Annotated in this window: 27 protein-coding genes and 1 pseudogene; 15 read left to right on the top strand and 13 right to left on the bottom strand. The window is 34.7% G+C overall.

Annotated features, from left to right (window positions below; translation table 11 throughout):
* Positions 1-123: 123 nt before the first annotated feature.
* On the top strand, positions 124-363 hold the full coding sequence (locus JFU54_RS23150) for a DUF3911 family protein (protein WP_002140966.1): 240 nt from the start codon (positions 124-126) through the stop codon (positions 361-363).
* A gap of 86 nt (positions 364-449) precedes the next feature.
* Complete coding sequence (locus tag JFU54_RS23145) at positions 450-689, top strand: YkuS family protein (RefSeq protein WP_201066561.1); 240 nt, start codon at positions 450-452, stop codon at positions 687-689.
* A gap of 428 nt (positions 690-1117) precedes the next feature.
* Here the strand turns inward: JFU54_RS23145 and JFU54_RS23140 are convergent, their stop codons facing one another.
* Both JFU54_RS23140 and ytfJ read right to left on the bottom strand, forming a co-directional pair.
* Positions 1118-1207, bottom strand: coding sequence for a hypothetical protein (locus tag JFU54_RS23140; RefSeq protein WP_000608225.1), 90 nt, complete (start codon positions 1205-1207; stop codon positions 1118-1120).
* A 108-nt stretch (positions 1208-1315) separates the two neighbouring features.
* Complete coding sequence (gene ytfJ / locus JFU54_RS23135) at positions 1316-1723, bottom strand: GerW family sporulation protein (protein ID WP_002030645.1); 408 nt, start codon at positions 1721-1723, stop codon at positions 1316-1318.
* 307 nt (positions 1724-2030) lie between these two features.
* Here ytfJ and JFU54_RS23130 point away from each other — a divergent pair, with 307 nt between their 5' ends.
* Positions 2031-2405, top strand: coding sequence for a hypothetical protein (locus JFU54_RS23130; RefSeq protein ID WP_002011728.1), 375 nt, complete (start codon positions 2031-2033; stop codon positions 2403-2405).
* Positions 2406-2439: 34 nt separating this feature from the next.
* On the opposite strand, the gene JFU54_RS23125 is transcribed toward JFU54_RS23130, so the two are convergent.
* Complete coding sequence (locus JFU54_RS23125; RefSeq protein ID WP_002140965.1) at positions 2440-3783, bottom strand: TrkH family potassium uptake protein; 1344 nt, start codon at positions 3781-3783, stop codon at positions 2440-2442.
* A gap of 1439 nt (positions 3784-5222) precedes the next feature.
* On the opposite strand from JFU54_RS23125, the gene JFU54_RS23120 reads away from it, so the two are divergent.
* Positions 5223-6458, top strand: a complete 1236-nt coding sequence (locus JFU54_RS23120) for a dicarboxylate/amino acid:cation symporter (protein WP_137076217.1) — start codon at positions 5223-5225, stop codon at positions 6456-6458.
* A 22-nt stretch (positions 6459-6480) separates the two neighbouring features.
* Here the strand turns inward: JFU54_RS23120 and JFU54_RS23115 are convergent, their stop codons facing one another.
* Entirely contained in the window at positions 6481-6636 is a 156-nt protein-coding gene (locus tag JFU54_RS23115) for a hypothetical protein (RefSeq protein ID WP_002011733.1), read from the bottom strand.
* Between the two features lie 153 nt (positions 6637-6789).
* Positions 6790-7209 (bottom strand): MarR family winged helix-turn-helix transcriptional regulator, encoded by a 420-nt coding sequence (locus tag JFU54_RS23110; RefSeq protein ID WP_137076218.1) that lies wholly within the window; start codon positions 7207-7209, stop codon positions 6790-6792.
* 162 nt (positions 7210-7371) lie between these two features.
* On the opposite strand from JFU54_RS23110, the pseudogene JFU54_RS23105 reads away from it, so the two are divergent.
* Both JFU54_RS23105 and JFU54_RS23100 read left to right on the top strand, forming a co-directional pair.
* Positions 7372-7802, top strand: a pseudogene (locus JFU54_RS23105) (regulatory YrvL family protein).
* Between the two features lie 33 nt (positions 7803-7835).
* Entirely contained in the window at positions 7836-8423 is a 588-nt protein-coding gene (locus JFU54_RS23100) for a thioredoxin family protein (RefSeq protein ID WP_137076219.1), read from the top strand.
* A 39-nt stretch (positions 8424-8462) separates the two neighbouring features.
* Here JFU54_RS23100 and JFU54_RS23095 read toward each other — a convergent pair whose 3' ends face one another.
* Both JFU54_RS23095 and uppP read right to left on the bottom strand, forming a co-directional pair.
* Positions 8463-8927, bottom strand: coding sequence for an SRPBCC family protein (locus JFU54_RS23095; RefSeq protein ID WP_201066560.1), 465 nt, complete (start codon positions 8925-8927; stop codon positions 8463-8465).
* A gap of 194 nt (positions 8928-9121) precedes the next feature.
* Positions 9122-9913, bottom strand: a complete 792-nt coding sequence (uppP, locus tag JFU54_RS23090) for a bacitracin resistance undecaprenyl-diphosphatase (RefSeq protein ID WP_002030627.1) — start codon at positions 9911-9913, stop codon at positions 9122-9124.
* Between the two features lie 182 nt (positions 9914-10095).
* On the opposite strand from uppP, the gene JFU54_RS23085 reads away from it, so the two are divergent.
* From JFU54_RS23085 to JFU54_RS23075, 3 genes are all read left to right on the top strand, one after another.
* A complete protein-coding gene (locus JFU54_RS23085) occupies positions 10096-11454 on the top strand; it encodes an MATE family efflux transporter (RefSeq protein ID WP_002140955.1) in 1359 nt (452 codons plus the stop codon).
* Positions 11455-11530: 76 nt separating this feature from the next.
* Entirely contained in the window at positions 11531-11704 is a 174-nt protein-coding gene (locus JFU54_RS23080) for a hypothetical protein (RefSeq protein ID WP_000343684.1), read from the top strand.
* A gap of 18 nt (positions 11705-11722) precedes the next feature.
* Positions 11723-11872, top strand: coding sequence for a hypothetical protein (locus JFU54_RS23075; RefSeq protein WP_201066558.1), 150 nt, complete (start codon positions 11723-11725; stop codon positions 11870-11872).
* Between the two features lie 26 nt (positions 11873-11898).
* On the opposite strand, the gene JFU54_RS23070 is transcribed toward JFU54_RS23075, so the two are convergent.
* On the bottom strand, positions 11899-12408 hold the full coding sequence (locus JFU54_RS23070; protein WP_201066556.1) for a biotin transporter BioY: 510 nt from the start codon (positions 12406-12408) through the stop codon (positions 11899-11901).
* A gap of 99 nt (positions 12409-12507) precedes the next feature.
* On the opposite strand from JFU54_RS23070, the gene JFU54_RS23065 reads away from it, so the two are divergent.
* Positions 12508-13416 carry an aminoglycoside phosphotransferase family protein gene (locus JFU54_RS23065; RefSeq protein ID WP_201066554.1) on the top strand — a complete coding sequence of 303 codons (909 nt, stop codon included), beginning with the start codon at positions 12508-12510 and terminating at the stop codon, positions 13414-13416.
* On the opposite strand, the gene JFU54_RS23060 is transcribed toward JFU54_RS23065, so the two are convergent.
* The 5 genes from JFU54_RS23060 to JFU54_RS23040 form a co-directional block, all read right to left on the bottom strand.
* Positions 13413-13574 carry a hypothetical protein gene (locus JFU54_RS23060; RefSeq protein WP_002126244.1) on the bottom strand — a complete coding sequence of 54 codons (162 nt, stop codon included), beginning with the start codon at positions 13572-13574 and terminating at the stop codon, positions 13413-13415. The two genes, JFU54_RS23065 and JFU54_RS23060, sit on opposite strands and share 4 nt — an antisense overlap.
* Positions 13575-13671: 97 nt before the next feature.
* Positions 13672-14445, bottom strand: a complete 774-nt coding sequence (locus JFU54_RS23055) for a hypothetical protein (RefSeq protein WP_201066552.1) — start codon at positions 14443-14445, stop codon at positions 13672-13674.
* Between the two features lie 24 nt (positions 14446-14469).
* On the bottom strand, positions 14470-14916 hold the full coding sequence (locus JFU54_RS23050; protein WP_201066551.1) for a flavodoxin: 447 nt from the start codon (positions 14914-14916) through the stop codon (positions 14470-14472).
* Complete coding sequence (locus JFU54_RS23045; protein ID WP_181777915.1) at positions 14909-15073, bottom strand: hypothetical protein; 165 nt, start codon at positions 15071-15073, stop codon at positions 14909-14911. The genes JFU54_RS23050 and JFU54_RS23045 overlap by 8 nt, the downstream gene beginning before the upstream one ends.
* Positions 15074-15296: 223 nt before the next feature.
* Complete coding sequence (locus tag JFU54_RS23040; RefSeq protein ID WP_201066549.1) at positions 15297-16475, bottom strand: amidohydrolase; 1179 nt, start codon at positions 16473-16475, stop codon at positions 15297-15299.
* 359 nt (positions 16476-16834) lie between these two features.
* On the opposite strand from JFU54_RS23040, the gene JFU54_RS23035 reads away from it, so the two are divergent.
* The 5 genes from JFU54_RS23035 to dltD all read left to right on the top strand — a co-directional run bounded on the left by JFU54_RS23035 (position 16835) and on the right by dltD (position 21151).
* Positions 16835-16981 (top strand): teichoic acid D-Ala incorporation-associated protein DltX, encoded by a 147-nt coding sequence (locus JFU54_RS23035; protein WP_002011626.1) that lies wholly within the window; start codon positions 16835-16837, stop codon positions 16979-16981.
* A gap of 12 nt (positions 16982-16993) precedes the next feature.
* A complete protein-coding gene (gene dltA / locus JFU54_RS23030; protein ID WP_201066547.1) occupies positions 16994-18508 on the top strand; it encodes a D-alanine--poly(phosphoribitol) ligase subunit DltA in 1515 nt (504 codons plus the stop codon).
* Positions 18505-19671 (top strand): D-alanyl-lipoteichoic acid biosynthesis protein DltB, encoded by a 1167-nt coding sequence (gene dltB / locus JFU54_RS23025; RefSeq protein WP_201066545.1) that lies wholly within the window; start codon positions 18505-18507, stop codon positions 19669-19671. The genes dltA and dltB overlap by 4 nt, the downstream gene beginning before the upstream one ends.
* A gap of 68 nt (positions 19672-19739) precedes the next feature.
* Positions 19740-19979 carry a D-alanine--poly(phosphoribitol) ligase subunit DltC gene (dltC, locus tag JFU54_RS23020; protein ID WP_002011622.1) on the top strand — a complete coding sequence of 80 codons (240 nt, stop codon included), beginning with the start codon at positions 19740-19742 and terminating at the stop codon, positions 19977-19979.
* Complete coding sequence (dltD, locus tag JFU54_RS23015; RefSeq protein ID WP_201066543.1) at positions 19976-21151, top strand: D-alanyl-lipoteichoic acid biosynthesis protein DltD; 1176 nt, start codon at positions 19976-19978, stop codon at positions 21149-21151. The genes dltC and dltD overlap by 4 nt, the downstream gene beginning before the upstream one ends.
* Positions 21152-21165: the final 14 nt, after the last annotated feature.

The following is a 21165-nucleotide window of genomic DNA, read 5'->3' as shown; positions in this document are numbered from 1 at the left end:
TTGGTGAAAAAGGGGGAAAATAACAAAAATAACGCTGTCTAAAAATAACATTCATATTTTTCATTTAGTAATCATAATCCTATTTTTAAAAAACAATTTGTCAAATTGAAGGAGGAAATAACAATGGCGTGTGTACAAATTAAAGGAACGAGACAAGAGGTAGTAGAAATGCTACAACTATTTGATCTAATGGATACGAAAGGATTTTGTAAATTCAATAATTACGTTGAAGTAGAACCAAATAGTAGGAAACATAACAACTACACAGCTTCAATCGATATTCAGTCTAATAACAGCTCAGCACAAGATACATTAAATGATCAATTCGTTAGTCAAATGCTTACTGGTGTATATAACGACTAAACAAATATTCTCTTCCTACCATTTTTTCATAAATATATGCTATGGACTTGAGCATACTAGCAACTAGATGGTAGGAGGTGAAAATTATGGCTAGAATTGGTGTTGAGAACTCTTTAACAGATGTTCAACAAGCTCTTCAGCAACAAGGACATGAAATCGTTTCACTTAACTCTGAAAATGATGCACATGGGTGTGATTGTTGCGTTGTAACCGGGCAAGATTCTAATATGATGGGCATTGCAGATACATCGATAAAAGGATCTGTAATTAAAGCACATGGTTTAACAACAGATGAAATTTGTCAGCAAGTTGAAAACCGCACTTAATCATTTTTATCACATTATTTGTGAGCTAACATGTAAAGGGAATGGAATGGTCCCACTGATTATAGTTTCAATTTATTTATAGAAAGAGGGCTCCTTTTCAAAAGGAGCCCTCTTTTTTATATTCACCTAACGGGAAAGTAACATATACTGGATGAAAGCCCTACCTCTCTCTCATCATTACGGTTCCACTGACCGCTCCTTGATTCACTAGTATACATATAAAGCTTACATATACAATTTATAGGGTTTGTTCACAAAAGTTGTTGGTAAGACTACCCGATCTTTCGCAAACTTTTCGTATTATATTCATAAGATTTATTTACTTTACACTAGCTTTAACCGAGACACGAATTAAAATTCTAACACCAATACAATAACTTGTCAACATTTTTTACAAATTAAAAACAGACATTAACGGTTTGTCTGTTTTAGAATGGAGCTTTTTCTTTTATTACATATACAACAAAACCGCTTACTAACATACATAAGCCAACTACTAAGTTTTTGATATTAATCATAAATTCCTCTCCCTTATTCCACACATCATATATATTTACAGTTCAATTATTCCGATCGTCATAAAGCGCACTTTTTCTAATATATCATAATTCCTAAAAAATGCAAGTTCACTTTTGGCGACCATTCACAAATTTATCCACAGTGCTTGGCACAGTATTTAACGCTTTTTCAATTAAATGTGTACTACTATTGAGATGCAACACTTGCACACCGTTAGAACCAACTACTAAAAAAGCAACTGGGCTAATAGAAACCCCAGCCCCGCTTCCGCCTCCGAATGGATGACTTTGCTTGTTCTCTTTATGCTGCCCTTGTCCGCCGTTATGTTTTTCGGAAATAAAATCACCTTTAAAGTCACTTCCACCAGCTCCAAAACCAAAAGCCACTTGAGATACTGTTAATACTACATTTCCGTCAGCTGTTGAAACCGGACTTCCAACAATCGTATTTACATCTACCATCTCTTTTAAATTTGTCATTGCTGTTTTCATTAAATTTTCAATTGGATGTTCCATTATGTACTACACCCTTTCCTCATTATTCTTTTTTATACTTTCCAAAATAGAGGAAGTCATACTAAGTTTTCCTATTTTGAAAAAACATTTTCCACTTTCCAATTGGATATTATTCCCTGTACAAGTTCAGATAAAGTGAAACTTTAATCAGTGGAGGCTTTGTTCATCCCCCACTGATTATTAGCCCACACCAATCGGGCGTTCACGAGCCGCAGGGCTCCAACCAAATTTTGAGGTGGGAGTCTTACTGCTCGCAAATAGCGGGATAAAAACAGTAAAGAGAAACATACTACTATTGAACCTTGTTATGAAAGGAGTCCTTACTTTGACTGAGAAATTTGATGAATATAAAAAAAGAGATCGAATAGATAGTGATTATAAAGAAGAATACGCAGCTGAAGTTGCACCACAGCGTATCGATTATGATGATAAAGATAACGATGATGTAAGATCGTCTGCAGCTGGATCGACTGCTGGTTTCATTGCTCTTGCCTTAGCAATATTATCATTATTCACATTCCCAACACTATTTGGTCTTGTGTCTGTTCTACTTGGTATTTACGCTTATAATCGCGGGGCTACTGTAACTGGCGGTACCGCTGCCATTGTGGGTGGTATCGCTGCACTCATTGCGATTTTATTCCGAGTGGCGCTTATTGGTTTATTGTTCTCTCTTTTTTAAAAAGAAAAAGGTATCTCGCTTTATGCGGGATACCTTATCCTGTAAATACATCTTCTGATGGATATTTAATTTTTTGTTTTGCTGGTCGTGCCAAAGAGAACACAAGTGTTAACGGTCCGATTAATCCACAAAACATAACAAACATAATAATACATTTTCCAAACGCCGATAGCTTCGCAGTAATCCCCATTGTTAACCCTACTGTACCAAACGCCGAAATTGTCTCAAATAATAACTGAATAAAACTGAAGTCTTCTGTAAGCATTAATACAAATACCGCTGTAAAAATAAGTATTTGACTAGCAACGACAATTGCTAACGCTCTCGTTACTGTCGACATTTTAATCGTACGCTGAAACAAAACAAAATCCTCTTTCTTTCTAAAGAAAGAAAGAACTGATGTAATTAAAATAACGAATGTCGTTAACTTAATTCCACCGCCTGTCGATACACTTCCCGCACCAATAAACATTAATACCATTGTAAATAGTATCGATGACTCTTCCATCCCCCCATAATCTACCGTGTTAAAACCAGCTGTACGAGGTGTAATTCCTTGGAAGAACGAAGCCCATAATTTTTCATTTAAAGATAAGTGCCCCAAAGTCTTCACATTATTATATTCCAATACAAAAATCACAATCATCGCAATAACATTAAGTGCTATCGTTCCAACAATCATGATTTTGGAGTGCAGTGATAATTTTCGGAAACTACGGCTATACCATATATCAATTAATACCGTAAACCCTAACCCTCCTATTACAATTAAAGAACAAATCCCAATATTAATAATAGGATCTCCTACATATCTTGTTAAATTATCTGGCCAAAGCGCAAAGCCGGCATTATTATATGACGCAATAACGTGAAAAATACTATAGTATAAACCTTTTCCAAAACCAAACTCTGGAATAAAGCGAATCGATAAAAAGATAACTCCAATTAGCTCAATACAAATAGAAAAAATAAAAACACGTTTTACTAATTTCACAAGACCACCAATATTTGTTTGATTAAATGCTTCTCCAATTAATAATCGGTGGCGTAAACCAATTTTTTTCCCTAATACCCAAACAATTAAAATGGCTATCGTCATAAGACCGAGACCACCCGTTTGAATTAAAAACATAATAACAATTTCACCAAACATCGTAAACGTACTCGCAGTATCTACAACACCTAAACCGGTTACAGTCGCTGCCGACGTAGCTGTAAAGAAAGCATCTACCCAACTAATATGTACTTTCGTTGCAAACGGTAACTTTAATAACAATCCTCCGACCACAATTAAACAAAAAAAGCCTAATGCTAAAATTTGTGGTGGATTCAATCGTATAAAACGATTATACAACCCTTGTTTTTTTGCTACTTCCATATCACTAACTCCCTTTATCAAGTGAAGCTTTTATCCCCTCATAAATAAAGACTCTTTAAGAGCCTACAAGTAGCGGGATAAACCTTATATTCTTATAATATAGTTGAGCATAATCCTTTTTTTCATAGATTTCAACTTTTATTTATATTCAGACTCCTATCGTTTTACAAAAGAATATTTTCTATTATATCTCCACTTATACTATGACTCTTACAACAACTATTTTATCCCTTTTCAAATTCCCATATCTTTCACTCCAAGTTCACACGAGGGTCACATCTACCTTTTATAGTATATGTATCGGAGCTGTTCCTCCCTAATTTATAAGACATTCCCCAGTGTCTTGAACAGCTTTCCATCCCTAATTAAATTGACATAAATTGTCCCCTTCCTTGACCATCCTATATGTGATGGTCTTATTTTTTTATTCTTTCTATCTTTTATTTGAAACTCCCTCTCTCTTTCACTCCATGTTCACAAGAGGATCACATCCACCTTTTATAGTATATGTATCGAAGCTGTTCCTCCCTAATTTATAAGACATTCCCCAGTGTCTTTGAATAGCTTCCATCCCTAATTAAATTGACATAAATTGTCCCCTTCCCTTGACCATCCTATATGTGATGGTCTTATTTTTTTATTCTTTCTATCTTTTATTTGAAACTCCCTCTCTCTTTCACTCCATGTTCACAAGAGGATCACATCCACCTTTTATAGTATATGTATCGAAGCTGTTCCTCCCTAATTTATAAGACATTCCCCAGTGTCTTTGAATAGCTTCCATCCCTAATTAAATTGACATAAATTGTCCCCTTCCCTTGACCATCCTATATGTGATGGTCTTATTTTTTATGCTCTCTTTCTTCTTACTTAAAACTCCCTCTCTCTTTCACTCTATGTTCACACCAAGGTCACATCCAACTTTTATAGTATATGTATCGAAGCTGTTCCTCCCTAATTTATAAGACATTCCCCAGTGTCTTGAACAGCTTTCCATCCCTAATTAAATTGACATAAATTGTCCCCTTCCTTTGACCATCCTATATGTGATGGTCTTATTTTTTTGTTTACTCTATCTTTTATTTAAAACTCCCTCTCTCTTTCACTCCATTTTCACACGAGGATCACATCTACCTTTTATAGTATACGTATCGGAGCTGTTCCTCCCTAATTTATAAGACATTCCCCAGTGTCTTTGAATAGCTTCCATCCCTAATTAAATTGATATAAATTGTCCCCTTCCCTAGGCCATCATGTGATGGTCTATTTTTTTTCCAAATACATAAATGTATTCTTTCCACATATTTCAGCAAAACTGGACTATATACATTGAAACAGACAGTTTTATACTAAATATTCAGAAAATATTGTCAAAATAGGTATTTTTTCGGTATAATTAATTTAGAAAGCAATTTTACAAAAACAAAGGGGGGTTTTTATTGAAACAAACAAAGGCAATCTTAATTGCATTATTTCTCGGTCTAGTTGTCGGACTCACTTTAAATTTAGCTGCTCCATCTATTTTTGAGCCATTGAATCAATATGCGTTCAATCCACTTGGTCAACTGTTTATTCGACTTATTAAAATGCTAGTTGTTCCTGTTGTGTTCATTTCTATCGTACTTGGGGCTGCTGGTCTTGGAGATCCGAAACAACTTGGAAGAATTGGTTTAAAATCAATTTCATTCTTTCTCGTAACAACAGCTGTCGCTATCTCTATTGCAGTTACATTTGCACTTATCATAAAACCAGGAGCTGGCGGTAACTTTAAAACAGACGGGCTTAAGTATGAAGGTGCAAAAACTGAAACATCTTTCGTCGATACATTGCTAAATATCGTACCAGATAATCCAGCGAAAGCGATGGCTGATGGGAACATGCTACAAATTATTGCCTTTGCCGCATTGATCGGACTCGGTTTAGCTGTTTTAGGAAAACGAGTTCAAGGTATCCATTCATTACTTGAACAGGGCAACGAATTAATGATGTATCTTGTTAATCTCGTCATGAAATTAGCTCCAATCGGAACATTTGGATTGCTCGCTTCATCCGTTGGTAAAATGGGTCTTGCAGGCGTCGCTGCGATGTTCAAGTATATGATTGTCGTTATGCTAGTACTTATTATTCACGGCGTCTTCGTCTATGGCGGCTTATTAAAGGTATTAGCAAAAGAAAGCATTGTCCGTTTCTTTAAACATTTCGGACCAGTAATGGCAATTGGATTTAGTACATCTAGCTCTAATGCATCTCTTCCATTTGCAATGAAAACAGCCCAAGAAAAACTTGGCGTTCCAAAAGCGATAAGTTCTTTTGTACAACCACTAGGTGCAACGATTAATATGGATGGTACTGCCATTATGCAAGGTGTAGCAACTGTGTTTATCGCTCAAGTATACGGCGTTGAACTTACAGTGACTCAATTAGCTGTCGTCGTATTAACTGCTGTACTAGCTAGTATCGGTACTGCAGGTGTACCAGGTGTTGGACTAGTAATGCTTACGATGGTTTTAAATCAAGTAAATCTACCAGTAGAAGGCATTGCTTTAATTATCGGTATTGACCGCATTCTAGATATGTCTAGAACTGCTGTAAATATTTCTGGTGATGCAATTTGTGCAATGATTGTTGCAAAATCAGAAGAAAAATATAATACGGATCAATCTGCAGCATCTTAAATCAAAAAAGGAGTGAATCATTTCACTCCTTTTTTGATTTACTTCCTTTTTTCGAACGATATTCTTTTCCTTTATTATCATTTCCCGTTTCAAATTCAGTACTAAACTCCTGCTGGAATTGCCCTGATTTTGGTGAACCTTGATTTCCACTTCCTTGACTACCATTACGATTCGTCATATTTCTCCCTCCTTCCTTTATTAGTAGTATGGCGCTCTATCTTTTTTCATACACATTTTATTTTTTATCATCTATTACACACAGAAGAAGACCTTCCATATATGAGGAAGGTCTTCTTTTTAATTAGGTAAGCGTTTTCTTATTTGTAATTATTTAAATAAGTTTTTTAGAAATAGATATCATTATATCCATTTCATCTTCTGAAAGTGCGGAAAATCTTTCTTGTAAATATCTCTTTTTCTCACCTTCCATTTTCGCAACTAACTCTTTCCCTTGTTCTGTAATCTCTAAATATACAACTCGGCGATCTGATGTAGAACGTGAACGAGTTACAAAGCCTTTATTAATTAATTTTTCTGTAACAGCTGTAATATGACTATTCGACACATTTAACTCATTAGCTACACGTGAGACCATTTCTTTATTCGTACGGTTCAATATTCTAAGGACAATGAACTCATTCCACGGTATGTAACCACCAAATATTTTTCCAATATCATTACGCAACGTGCGAAACATTGCAAAAACATTTGTCGATAGTTCTTCCATTAATTGTTCTCGATTTTGAGACAACTTTGACAGCCCCTTTTATTTAATTTAGTTAAATAAAAACCTTATTAATAATTTTACACGAAATCTTACTTTTTGTCACCTTATTTCCCCATAATTCGTAGTTTTTTAATAGATATTTCATGGTACAATGAAATTGATTTTCCAGAAAAAGGAGTTGGGGTAATGAGTGAAGAAGACAAACTTTCTAATCTCAGTCTAAAAGATAAGACTATTATTATTAGTGTTGTTATTCTTATTCTCATTATATTCTTTGCATTTATATTTTTTGTATATGTGGGAATCTTTCATATTACAGGTATAGAATATTCATCAAGAACAGCTCTACTACTCTTTTTTTACTCATTCTTTTATTAGACGGTATTACATATTTTATATTCATTTTCTTTAAAGTGCTCCTACATCCAATGATGACAAGTATACCCAATTGGCTCTCAATTGCTCTGCTCTCTATAATTGAAATTACGTTAGATTGGTTTGTCATACATACCGCCGATGACTGGATAGAGAGTGTACAAATGCCCAACATAGCTGAATTATGTGTCGCACTATTCCTTTACACACTAAATAAATTATTTAGTGATAAGAAAGAGTAAGAATACAAGCTTTTCTATATAAAAATTGGTACAATAAAAATAAATCATACTAAAGAGGTGTTACTTATGAACTTACTACAATGGGCTGATAAAGGCATGTCCTTTGATACATATGTGAATGAAATGAAAGTAAACCAATACGAGCTACTACACATTTACAATAACTTTTTAATTCCAAATGAATTACTTCCAGTTTTAGAAGAACGTCAAAATGATGGCTGGCGCGTTATCGTATTAACAGCTGACTGGTGCGGCGACGCTCTTTTATGTGTACCTGTTATGAAACGAATTTCTGAAGTTGCAAATATTGATATGCGTTTATTAATTCGCGATGAAAACTTAGAGTTAATGGATCAATACTTAACAAACGGAACAGCACGTGCGATTCCAATCTTTATTTTCATTGATAAAGACGGAAATGAACAAGCCGTCTTTGGACCACGAGCTCCAAAAATACAAGAATTAGTAACTTCAATGCGCGCTACATTACCTGAAAAAGAAGATCCAACATTCGAAGAGAAACAAAAAGAAATGTATGCTAATTTCCGTGCTACATTAGCTGATGATACTTCTCTTTGGGAACATGTAATGGAAAGCATGATTGAGAAAGTAGTAAAATAAAAAACCTGCCGATTTCGGCAGGTTTTTTATTTTACTAAATTATAATCCTTTTTTCTGAGAACATACAGCATCTACGCACGCTGCTAAACGTTCCATTTCACCCATGTATATTCCACGTGTCATCCACCCAGTTAACTTGTACATAATCTTATATAAAAAATTCTTCGGTTCAAATTCTACGATTAAAGTAAGCGATGTACCTTCTTCATCCTCTTCTAACATATAAGTTGCAGATGTATAACCTTGCTTCATCTCACATCCAACTGAAACAATATACGGTTCATCATACTCTAAAATTTCCGCCTCAAATTCATATATTTTCTTCCCCATCTTTTGCACAGATATATATTTGTCACCTTCACGAGGGTTTTCAACATCTATATTTGAAGGATACCTATTTCCTACCATAAAGGTACTCCATTCTAGTATTTTCTCGTCATTGTGTACATAATCAAATACAACATCAATTGGTGCTGGAATTACTATTTCTATTGCAAAACTCACTAAATTGCTCCTCTCAAATACCCTATCGATTTCCTTAAAATTATTATAACGAAATCATTATGGCATATTTCACATGGTGAAATACAAGTAATTGAAGGTAAAAGTTTCATTTTTCTCTCTCTATAAAAAAATACCCTACAGAGTAGACTTTTTTTCAAGTGTCTATTCTATAGGGTATTGCTGATATTTTATACTTACATAATGAAGAAATAGAATACCGCAGCTAAAATGAAACGGTAGTAAGCGAACGGTGTTAGTTTTACACGACCTAATAATTTTAAGAATGAAACAATTGCAAGCATCGCAACAACGAATGCTGTAATAAATCCAGTTGCAAATAACGGTATATCAGCCACGCTTAATATATCCCAGCTTTTAATTAAATCTAAGGCACTTGCAGCTACCATCATTGGCACCGCTAGAATAAATGTATATTCCGCTGCCGCTGTATGCGAAACACGTGCTAATAAACCACCACTTATTGTTGATCCAGAACGAGAAAATCCTGGCCAAAGTGCTAAACATTGGAACATTCCGATTGTAAATGCTTGCTTATATGTGATTTCATCTAACGTTCTTGCTGTACTTGGTTTTGAAAACTTCTCAGCAACAATCATTAAAATACCACCAGCTACTAAACTAATAACAACCGGTCCTGGACCGAATAACACTTCTTTAATTGCGCTATGGAATAGTACGCCGAGTATGCCGGCAGGAATCATCCCGATAATAATATGTAATAAATTTAAAGATGGTCCATCAGTTACTTTCCCTATTCCGACTAATGACCATAAACGTTTCCAAAATATAACAACAACTGCTAAAATCGATCCCAACTGAATAACAACTTCGAAAACTTTCGCTCTATCGTCTTCAAATCCAATTAAGTGTCCTGTTAAAATCATATGTCCTGTTGATGATACTGGTAAAAACTCTGTTAAACCTTCAACAGCACCCATGATTAATCCAATTAACCAATCAGCCACAAGTAGTGCCTCCTTAATAACGAATATGTAATTTTTTCACACCTTATCATAATACCTTATCCCTTTTCAAAGTGCATCCTTTTTTTATTGATTTCATTTGTTGTATACGCTTATTTCTTTTCTATTTTTTGATTAAATTGTATGATAATAAGAGTTTGTTTTTTACGTTGAAAGGGGATTTTATGAAAGAAACTACTTCATTCTCACAAAAGTTAAAGCAATTTTTATTACTCTTTTTCCCGATTTTTGTAACGCAAATGTCATTATTTGCGATGAGCTTTTTTGATACGACAATGTCAGGACATGCGAGTCCTATTGATTTAGCGGGTGTTGCTATCGGAACAAGTATATGGCTTCCCGTTAGTACCGGCTTAACAGGAATTTTAATGGCTACTACTCCTATTGTTGCACAGCTCGTTGGATCAAAGAAAAAGGAGGACGTTCCCCACATTGTCATTCAAGCAGTATATTTAGCAATTTGTGCTAGTTTCGTTGTTATCCTTATCGGATTCTTCGCTGTTTCACCTATTTTAAATGGCATGCAATTAGAAGAACCCGTGGAACGTATTGCAGCACAATTTTTAATTATTATTGCAATTGGAATTATCCCTTTATTTACTTACACTGTTTTACGCGGGTTTATTGATGCATTAGGAAAAACTCGAACAACGATGATTATTACATTACTATCATTACCAATTAATGTAGTATTAAATTACTTATTAATTTTTGGTCACTTTGGCTTTCCAAAACTCGGTGGTGTTGGTGCGGCAATCGCTTCTGCAGCAACCTATTGGTGTATTTTAATTATTACGGTTATTATTATTCGTACGAAAGAGCCTTTCGCTTCTTTCAATATCTTTAAACAGTTATACCGTCCTTCCTTTACAATTTGGAAGGAATTCCTGAAACTTGGCGTCCCTATCGGATTTGCTATCTTTTTTGAGACGAGTATTTTCGCTGCGGTAACACTTATGATGAGTAATTTTAGTACGACAACAATAGCAGCACATCAAGCAGCTATGAACTTTGCTTCCTTGTTATATATGACTCCTTTAAGTTTAGCAATGGCAATGACGATAGCCGTTGGATTTGAAGTTGGAGCAAAACGATACAATAATGCGAAACAATATGGATTTATCGGAATTGGGTTAGCCCTTGCTTTCGCTCTTTTATATTCAATCCTTCTTTATTTCTTTGATGATGAAATTGCTTCTATTTATACGACAAATGCAAATGTCCATCATTTAGCTAAAGAATTTCTTATATTCGCGATTTTATTTCAAATTTCAGATGCGATTGCAACTCCAGTACAAGGAGCACTTCGTGGTTATAAAGACGTAAATGTTGCCTTAATTATGACATTAATAGCTTATTGGGTAATAGGTCTACCTCTTGGCTACATGTTAGCAACTTATACTGACTGGGCAGCAAAAGGTTATTGGATCGGTCTTATTATCGGTCTAGCATTTGGAGCAATCTTCCTGCTTATCCGTCTCTTTCAAGTACAAAGAAAATATACAACGCAAAGCAGCCGCTAATGATATAGCGGCTGTTTTCTTCATGCATATTTTTTCTTGTAACGTGTAACATAATGAAAAAGAAAGGTGGATACATATGGACGAAAAACAAAAGAAACAATCATTCGATGAAGAATTCGCCCCTGAAATTTCACCTGGATATCGGCAAGATGTACATAAGCCACCTAAATATAAAAACACTTCTTTTTTAATGGGCATTACCATTTTCGCAGCTGTATTACTCGTGCTCATCATTTTCGTCTATTTTTAAGGAAGGGTGGTCTATTATATGAAGAAACAAGATTCAAATCTTTCAAAAAGAACTGTTAAAACAGAAAAAGGATATGCAGGAGATTCTGTTCATACACTGAAACAAGTTGAGCAAGGAAATTTATACATTGCTCAAAAAGAACTTGGTCAACAAAATGAAAATCTTTAAAGTCCCTCTTCTCCTTGAGGGATTTTTCATTGTACGTACTGTTTTTGATCTAACACCATAAATATATTATTAACCTTTACAATTTTCATGTCATAATTTAATTTCATTTCACTTCTCTTATCATTTTCAATACCAGCAACGTACGCTACAGTATGATAGCGAAAACTCTCATCTGTCTCTTCACGTATCTCTTCGTTTGTAAATTTATACTCTAAATCCCGAAAACGGTTTGGGTAATAATTTTCTATTAACTGTTCATACCCTCTATTTACAAATATTTCTTCACCTTTTCGTTTTACATCTTCTTTATTATTAAACTCAAACACTGCTAGTTGCGCTGTCACAAAGTGTTCTCCTATCATTTTCATTTCTTTATCAGTTAAAGTTTCTATACTTTTGTTCTTTAATTCCTTATTTAACTCGTAGCGATCTATCGGTTTAAAGGTAGCAAAAACCTCCTCTTTATATGGCCAAAACAATCCAAAAGCGATACATAGAGAAATGATTAATATTCTTTTCTTCGTAATGCACCCCACCCTCCTCCATAATGATAGTTATATTTTAACATATAGAAAGAAAATTCTGATATCATAAAGTGGAATAACCTACCTTTAACTTAGAAACGAGGAACAATTATGGACTCTTACAAACAATATATAAAAGAAGCTCTACCAGATCTTTCTATACATTCATATATGCAAAATGAAGAAGGGTGGGATAATGTAACGGTTATTATAAATGATGAACTACTATTTCGCTTCCCACGAAAACTTGAATATGCAAACCGAATTCCGTTAGAAAAAGAACTGTGCACAATTCTTTCTCATTCATTACAAGAAATCGAGATTCCTAAGTATCATTTATTGTATAAGAATGATTGTAATACTGTTCCATTTTGCAGCTATTATCCTCTCATTCATGGTGAACCGTTAACAAGTGAACTAGTTGCAAAGCTAGAGAAAAAAGAACTTGAAGTAATTATTACACAATTAGCCACTTTCCTTGCGGCTTTACATAGTATTCCTTTAAAACGTACTGAAACGCTAGGGTTCCCTATCGAAAAAACACTTACCTACTGGAAAGAACTACAAACAAAATTAAATCAATATTTTACTAACAGTCTTACTTCATTACAGAAATCAGCCTTAAATCGTTTATTCGAAAATTTCTTTACCTGTATAACTAAATCTACCTTTCAAAATACAATCATTCATGCTGACTTTACACATCATCACATTTTATTTAACAACCTGCACAAAAACATTTCAGGTGTTATCGATTTTGGAGATGCTCAAATTGGCGATCCCGCTTTTGATTTTGCTGGGCTATATTATGATTTCGGTCATGAGTTTACTACATCTGTATATGAACAATACAGTGCACTTATTTCTCACCGCGATCCATTACTCATTCACCGCATCACTACCTTTTATCAATACAGCCCTTTACTACATAACCTTATTTATAACATTGAAACAAACAACGAAATAACATTAAAGAAGAATGAAGAACAGCTTAAAGCAATACTACAGGGACGAGATTAAATTCTCTCCCTATACTCTCTCTCCTCATACATCATTAACTTTTTATCCATTTCAACAATAACTTTATACAATTGAAACGCCTGTAAAATTTGCAGTTGAATTCCAAAAGGAGCATTCTGTTCTTTTAACCATTGAAATACTGCCGTTTCATCTTTCATTGATTATTCCTCCCCTTATTAAAATCTGCTACAAATATACGGTAAATGATGAAAAGCTTTTCATGTCAATAATAAAAAGGATGCAAATTTGCATCCTTTAATGTACTATATTTTTCTTCTGCTTCGCTTCTTTCTTTACTTCTTCCCTTTGGCATTCACTACGAAACGCACAACTCATACACTCAGAACGAAAATGACGCTCTGTATAGTGCTCAGGTTGCTGCAACATTTCTTTCATTCTAAATAAATCATCCATTCCAGTTATAATATCTTCCTGCTTTGGAATGTACTCATACTTAGTTCCTTCTATTAAATTAATAACTTCAATTTTCCCTGGAAGAATACCGAAAGCTTTATAACTGAATACTGTCATTAGCTTCTGACAAAGAGCAAGCATTTCCTCATCCGCATCGACAACATACTTTTTAATTACAAACGATTCAGTACTCCACTCACCAACTTCAAATGTCAATGACATGTGGACACCTAACTCTTCCATATATGTTTGAAACTTCTCATATAAAAATAACGGCGGTGCCTGACTATCATCCCTTTCAACAAACTGTAATAAGTGATCAGTTAGCTTCGCTAAAACAATATAGTACTCCGCCTTTGAAGCAAACATATTAATCCTTACTTTTTTCCAATACTTTTCTATTAATATTAAAAGTACAATTTGCGTTTGTTGGCCCGCAGGTAGCGTGTAATATTCATTAATAATTTGATTCACAATCATTTGCGCTATTTGTTGCCATTCAAATGAAGAAGGTTCTCTTCTTTTTATATGACGGAAATAAAATTTGTGTGGACAACGCATAAAATCATACAAATGGTAATCTGTCATCGTTTTGATTGAGATTTTTTCATGCAATTGCTCTTCATCTCCCTTCTGCCATTAAGAAAGGTGTTTTACGAATTCAGCTCCAAACTGTAAACATTTTTCTACATCTTCATCTTCTGGCGTTAATTCTACTTTCAATCCTTCTAGCACAACTGCTGCCCCGCGCTCCTGCAGCTTTTCTATTAAAATATCAACCGCTAACCCGTATTTCGGATAAGCCGAATCACAAGAACCGAATGCAGCTGCTTTTTTACCAGTTAAGTTAATAGAATCCATTGCATCATAAAAATCTAAAAAATCATCAGGAAGATCACCATCTCCCCAAGTATAAGCACCTAAAATAATACCGTCGTATTGCTCTAATATAGAAGCTTCTGGTGTATCCATAATATCAATTACTTCAATCTCATTTTCTGTTTCACGAATCGCACCCGCAATATGGTCAGCCATTTCCTCTGTATTTCCACTCATACTTGCAAAAATCATTACTAACTTACTCAACTGAACCTCTCCTTTTACCTTGTATCTCTTTTTCTGTTTGAAGTGTACTCTTCTCACCTACATATTCAGAACGAATTATATTTCGTTGCCATTCAATATGCTTATCAACATCTTTATTTTTTAATTCCCTTCGTAAAAGGTGAAATGTTTTTCTCATTAAGGTTCCTCATCTATTTTATTGATAATAATTATCAATTTCAATTATACCATTAGATTAATTGAAATTGATTATCAAAGTCAATAACTATTTTTTTAAAAATAGTTAAAATGTACAAGCTTGTCCGTTAGCTATTCATATACTATAAATGAGCATAGTTCTTTCTCAGCCCTCTCTGACGGAAGAAATAAAAGCAACTGCAATAGAGTGCAGTTGCCTTTTTTTATGCTTTATCAATTTCTAGTAGTCTTATAGTTGTCTCTAAAAATAGTTCCACTCCATTAATTAAAGCCGATTCATCCACATCAAATTTCGGATGATGATGTGGATAACAAGTATCAATATTTTTATTCCCTGTTCCTAATTTAATGAAACAACCAGGTGCTTTTCTTAAATACGCTGAAAAATCTTCCCCTCCCATAGAAGGTTCAAGATGCACAATACGCTGATTTCCGAACAATTTTATCGCACTTTTTTCTACTATTTTCGTAATGTACTCATTATTAACAACTGGATCATATCCGTAACGATACGTATATGTATAATCTCCCCCATGTGCTTCTGTAATTCCTTTTACAATTTGCTCAATTTTCTCTTTTGCTTCCTCTCTTAATGTTTGATTAAAAGATCGAACAGTTCCCATTAAAGCTGCTGCACTAGGAATGATATTATCGGCCATCCCCCCATGAAATTGTGTAACTGACACTACTCTATGCATAAAAGCACTTGTATTTCTTGATACGATATGTTGTAAATTTGTAATAATTTGTGCTCCGATAGCAATAGGATCTATCGTTTCTTCTGGTCGTGCCGCGTGACCACCCTTTCCTAAAATTTCAATTGTAAATACGTCTGGTGCTGCCATCATAGGGCCATATACAATTCCTATCTTTCCACTTTCTAATCCAGACATAACGTGCAAACCTACTACATAATCGACGCCGTCCATAACACCGGCCTCCACCATTTCTTGTCCACCACCGGGATACACTTCCTCTGCGTGCTGAAAGAACAGACGGATTTCGCCTGCAAAATCTTCCTTCATATTTGCTATCGTCTCTGCTGTACTTAATAAAATAGCTGCGTGAGCATCATGCCCGCATGCATGCATTATTCCTTTATGCACAGACGTATAAGGTTTCCTTGTCTCCTCTTGGATTGGTAAAGCATCTATATCAGCTCGAATCGCAACTACTTTCCCTTGTTGCCTTCCTCTTTTAATTGCTAGCACACTGTACTCCGTTGGTCTCGTTACTTCAAAAGAAGAAAATGAGCATAATGTTTCATATATAAATTGCGAAGTTTCTTTTTCATGAAACGATAATTCCGGATACTTATGGAAATGCCGTCTCCATTTAATGATATTTTCCTCTGAAATAAAACTCCTCCACTCTCTTTTCATAATAATTACCTCCTTTTAAAAGGCTCTATACCTTGAAAATGTACTAAGTACCCAGTGATTATTAACCCACTCCAATTCAGGAATAACAAAACAAATATTATATTTTCCCGCCTTCTCACAATCCACTTTTATACATTCATACAATCCACTTCCTATTTACATGTCAAACCCATTACAAATTCATGCTGAATGTAATATAATTGCTAAGTTAGGGATTTTCTTTTTTAGTATTTAGTGCTAATATCAGAAAAGAGCCTTTTGACTTATTTTTACCTAAAATGTGGGATTTTGTTTTTTTCACAATCATGTAGGACATGATACCTACAAAGAGCTATTATTTCATTAAGCGAGGGAAAGACATGGAAAGATTAAAAGAGATATGGTCTCAACCACTCACACAATGGGTTGCAAAGACGGTTTATTACCTTGCAATTTTATTTGCATTACTTTGGTTGTATGGATTCCATGATACAAACACAAGTACATTTATTTACAATGAATTCTAGGGTGGGAACGTTATGAAGTTATTAGAACAAATTGAAAAGTGGGCTGTAGAAACGCCTGATCAAACCGCTTTTGTTTGGCGAGATGCGAAAATTACGTACAAACAATTAAAGGAAGATTCTGATGCGTTAGCACATTGGATTTCTTCTGAGTATCCAGATGATCGTTCACCAATTATGGTTTATGGCCATATGCAACCTGAAATGATTATTAACTTTTTAGGTTGTGTAAAAGCTGGACATGCTTACATTCCTGTAGATTTATCTATTCCAGCTGATCGTGTACAACGTATTGCTGAAAGTTCTGGTACGAAATTACTGTTATCAGGGGCAGAAGTAACGGTAACGGACTTACCAGTTCGCATTACAAGTGAAGATAACTTAAAAGATATTTTCTTTACTCATAAAGGGAATACTCCAAATCCTGAACATGCGGTAAAAGGTGATGAGAACTTCTACATTATTTACACATCAGGAAGTACAGGTAATCCGAAAGGGGTTCAGATTACTTATAACTGTCTTGTTAGCTTTACAAAATGGGCTGTAGAAGATTTCAACTTACAAACAGGGCAAGTATTCTTAAACCAAGCACCTTTCTCATTCGATTTATCTGTAATGGATATTTACCCATCATTAGTAACAGGTGGCACACTTTGGGCAATCGATAAAGATATGATTGCACGTCCAAAAGACTTGTTTGCTTCTTTAGAGCAATCGGATATACAAGTATGGACTTCGACACCATCTTTCGCAGAAATGTGTTTAATGGAAGCCTCTTTCTCTGAAAGTATGCTACCAAACATGAAAACATTCTTATTCTGCGGTGAAGTGTTACCAAATGAAGTAGCTAGAAAATTAATTGAGCGTTTCCCGAAAGCAGCAATTATGAATACGTACGGTCCAACAGAAGCTACTGTTGCTGTAACAGGCATTCACGTTACAGAAGAAGTGCTTGATCAATACAAATCACTTCCAGTTGGCTACTGTAAATCAGACTGTCGCCTTCTTATTATGAAAGAAGATGGTACAATTGCACCTGACGGTGAAAAAGGTGAAATCGTAATTGTCGGTCCAAGCGTAAGCGTTGGCTATTTAGGAAGCCCTGAATTAACAGAAAAAGTATTTACCATGATTGATGGTGAGCGCGCCTATAAAACAGGTGATGCTGGCTATGTAGAAAATGGTCTTCTATTCTATAATGGTCGTCTTGATTTCCAAATTAAGCTTCATGGTTATCGAATGGAATTAGAAGAAATCGAACATCATCTTCGCGCGTGTTCTTACGTAGAAGGTGCAGTTGTTGTTCCAATTAAAAAAGGTGAAAAATATGATTACTTATTAGCGGTTGTTGTTCCTGGAGAGCATTCGTTTGAAAAAGAATTCAAATTAACATCTGCAATCAAAAAAGAACTCAATGAGCGATTACCAAATTACATGATTCCACGTAAATTCATGTATCAATCTTCTATTCCAATGACACCAAATGGAAAGGTAGATCGCAAAAAATTATTGAGTGAGGTTACAGCATGACCGCATATGGATCATTTTATTTTTTCGCTATAGTAGGCATTTTATTAATACCTACTATCATAGCTGGATTAAAAGGTAAAATGTTGCGTAAATATAATGCCGCTTTAACATTAGTAATGCTCGTTATTATCTTCTCTGATAAACCGAAGCAAGCAATCATGTTAGCCGCATTTATTATTTGGCAATATGCCCTTATTAAAGGCTATTTAATTTTAAGAAAACAAAATAATAGTACATTCACGTTTTGTATAGCTGTTATTTTATCGATTTTACCGCTTATTTTGGCAAAAATCGCACCGTTTGTACCTGAATTGCATTTTATTGTTTTCGCAGGTATGTCTTACGTAACATTTAGAGCTGTACAGATGGTCTTTGAAGTTCGTGATAATTTAATTAAAGAACTTTCCTTCTTTAATTTCTGGGAATTCGTTTTATTCTTCCCTGCGATTTCAAGTGGACCTATCGATCGTTACCGTAGATTCCAAAAAGATATTCAAAAGCCGCCTAGTGCTGAGGAATATCAAAAGTTACTATATACAGGGATTAACCGTATTTTCCAAGGTTTTCTGTATAAATTTATAATCGCGCACTTGATAACAACATATCTTGTAAAGGCAGTATTCGCCAATCAAGATACACTTTTATCTAATGTGATTTTTATGTACGCTACTAGCATGCAGTTATTCTTTGACTTTGCAGGTTATAGTGCGTTCGTAATTGGTATCAGTTACATGATGGGAATTAAAACTCCAGAAAACTTTAATAAGCCATTCCTTAGTCGTAACATTAAAGACTTCTGGAACCGCTGGCACATGAGTTTATCATTCTGGTTCCGTGATTTTATTTACATGCGTTTCGTCTTTTTTGCAACGAAGAAAAAGTTAATTAAGAACCGTTACACAATTTCGTATATCGGTGCATTTTTAAACTTTTTCATTATGGGAATTTGGCACATCCAAGGAAGCGCTGTTGCGCAGTATGTTATTTATGGTCTATATCATGCCGCACTGTTTATTTTATTCGATATTTTCGAACGAAAAAACAAGAAGCATAAGTTTTGGCCAAACAATAAATTTACACACGTCCTTGCGATTGTAATTACGTTCCACGTTGTATGTTTCGGTTTCCTGATCTTCTCTGGACACCTTAACAGATACTTTTAATGCACCCTTCTTATACTATTAAGAAGTTGCACATATAATATATTTCGGATATAAAGGAGATTTTAAAAATGGCAGAATTCAAAGAGCAAGTATTAGATATTTTAGAAGAAGTATGTGAAAACGATATTGTGAAAGAAAACTTAGATGTTCAATTATTTGAAGAAGGTATTCTTGATTCTTTCGCTGTAGTATCTTTATTAGTAGAATTCCAAGAGCGTTTAGAGATTGAAGTTTCTATTTCTGATTTTGACCGCGATGAGTGGGCTACACCAAATATGGTTATTAAAAAGTTGGAAGAAATCCGATGAACAAAGTAAAATTTGGTCCGATGCTTTTAGCATTGGCCCTTTTTGCTGTATTCTTACTTATTCCAACGCGCTTCCTACTTCCACTTTTAAGTGATGAGAAAGTAGAACAAGCTGCGACTTCTTTAAAAGAAGAAAAGATTCAAAGTATGATTTTACAGCAAAAGATGTTAGCAGACCCGAAATATCTTCCGATGTACGGTTCATCGGAATTCGCACGTATGGATGCTTTCCATCCATCGAATTATTTCAAAGTAAAGCCTGAAGGATTCACACCATTCCTACTTGGGCGCGGTGGAACACAAGACCTTGTACATGTATTAAACTTCGCATCTACAATGGATCAATTGAAAGATAAGAAAATGATATTCGTTCTTTCTCCGCAATGGTTTGTACCACAAGGTATTGATGAGACACACTTTGCACCTAACTTTTCAAAACAACAAGGTTACCACTTCATTTTCAACGATGATTTAAAACCTGAAATGAAAAAACAAATTGCAAAACGCTTATTAAACTTTGAGATTGTTAAAAAAGAAACTTTATTAAAAATTTCGCTTGAAGGTATCGCCTACGATGATACAAAGTATAAAGTAAAAGCACTTGCTGCTAAACCTTTCGCTTATATTTATCGTAACATTCTAGATCGTAAAGATTTATTTACAGTTATGTTTAATATTAAGCCGCATAAAGAACAGCTTGATCCATCATTGAAACAAATGAACTGGGAAGAAGCTCGTAAGCATGCTGATCAAACAGGTGCAGTAGAATCAAGCTCTAACGAATATGGTATCGAAGATGATTACTTCAATAGCAAAATTAAGAAGAAATTAAAACAACGTGAAGGTTACTTAAAAAATGATGCTTATGACCAATCACCAGAATATGAAGATTTACAAATTGTACTTGATTTATTAAAACAATCTGGCGCAAAACCGCTCTTCATTTCTGTTCCTGTAAAAGGTCCTTGGTATGATTACGCTGGCTTCCCGAAAGAAAAACGCGAATTATACTACAATAAAGTTCGTGAGCAAATTAAGCAAGCTGGCTATCCAATTGCTGATTTCTCAAATCATGAATATGATAAGTACTTCTTAAAAGATCATATGCACTTAGGTTGGAAAGGCTGGGTTTACATCGACGAAGCTATCCAACAATTTTATAAAGCAAACTAACGAAAAGACCGCTT

It is taken from the genome of Bacillus sp. TH19 (assembly GCF_016651075.1).
Lineage (GTDB): Bacteria > Bacillota > Bacilli > Bacillales > Bacillaceae_G > Bacillus_A > Bacillus_A mycoides.
Note: the sequence above shows the minus strand (reverse complement) of the source record. Positions and strands in the feature narration are given on the sequence as shown.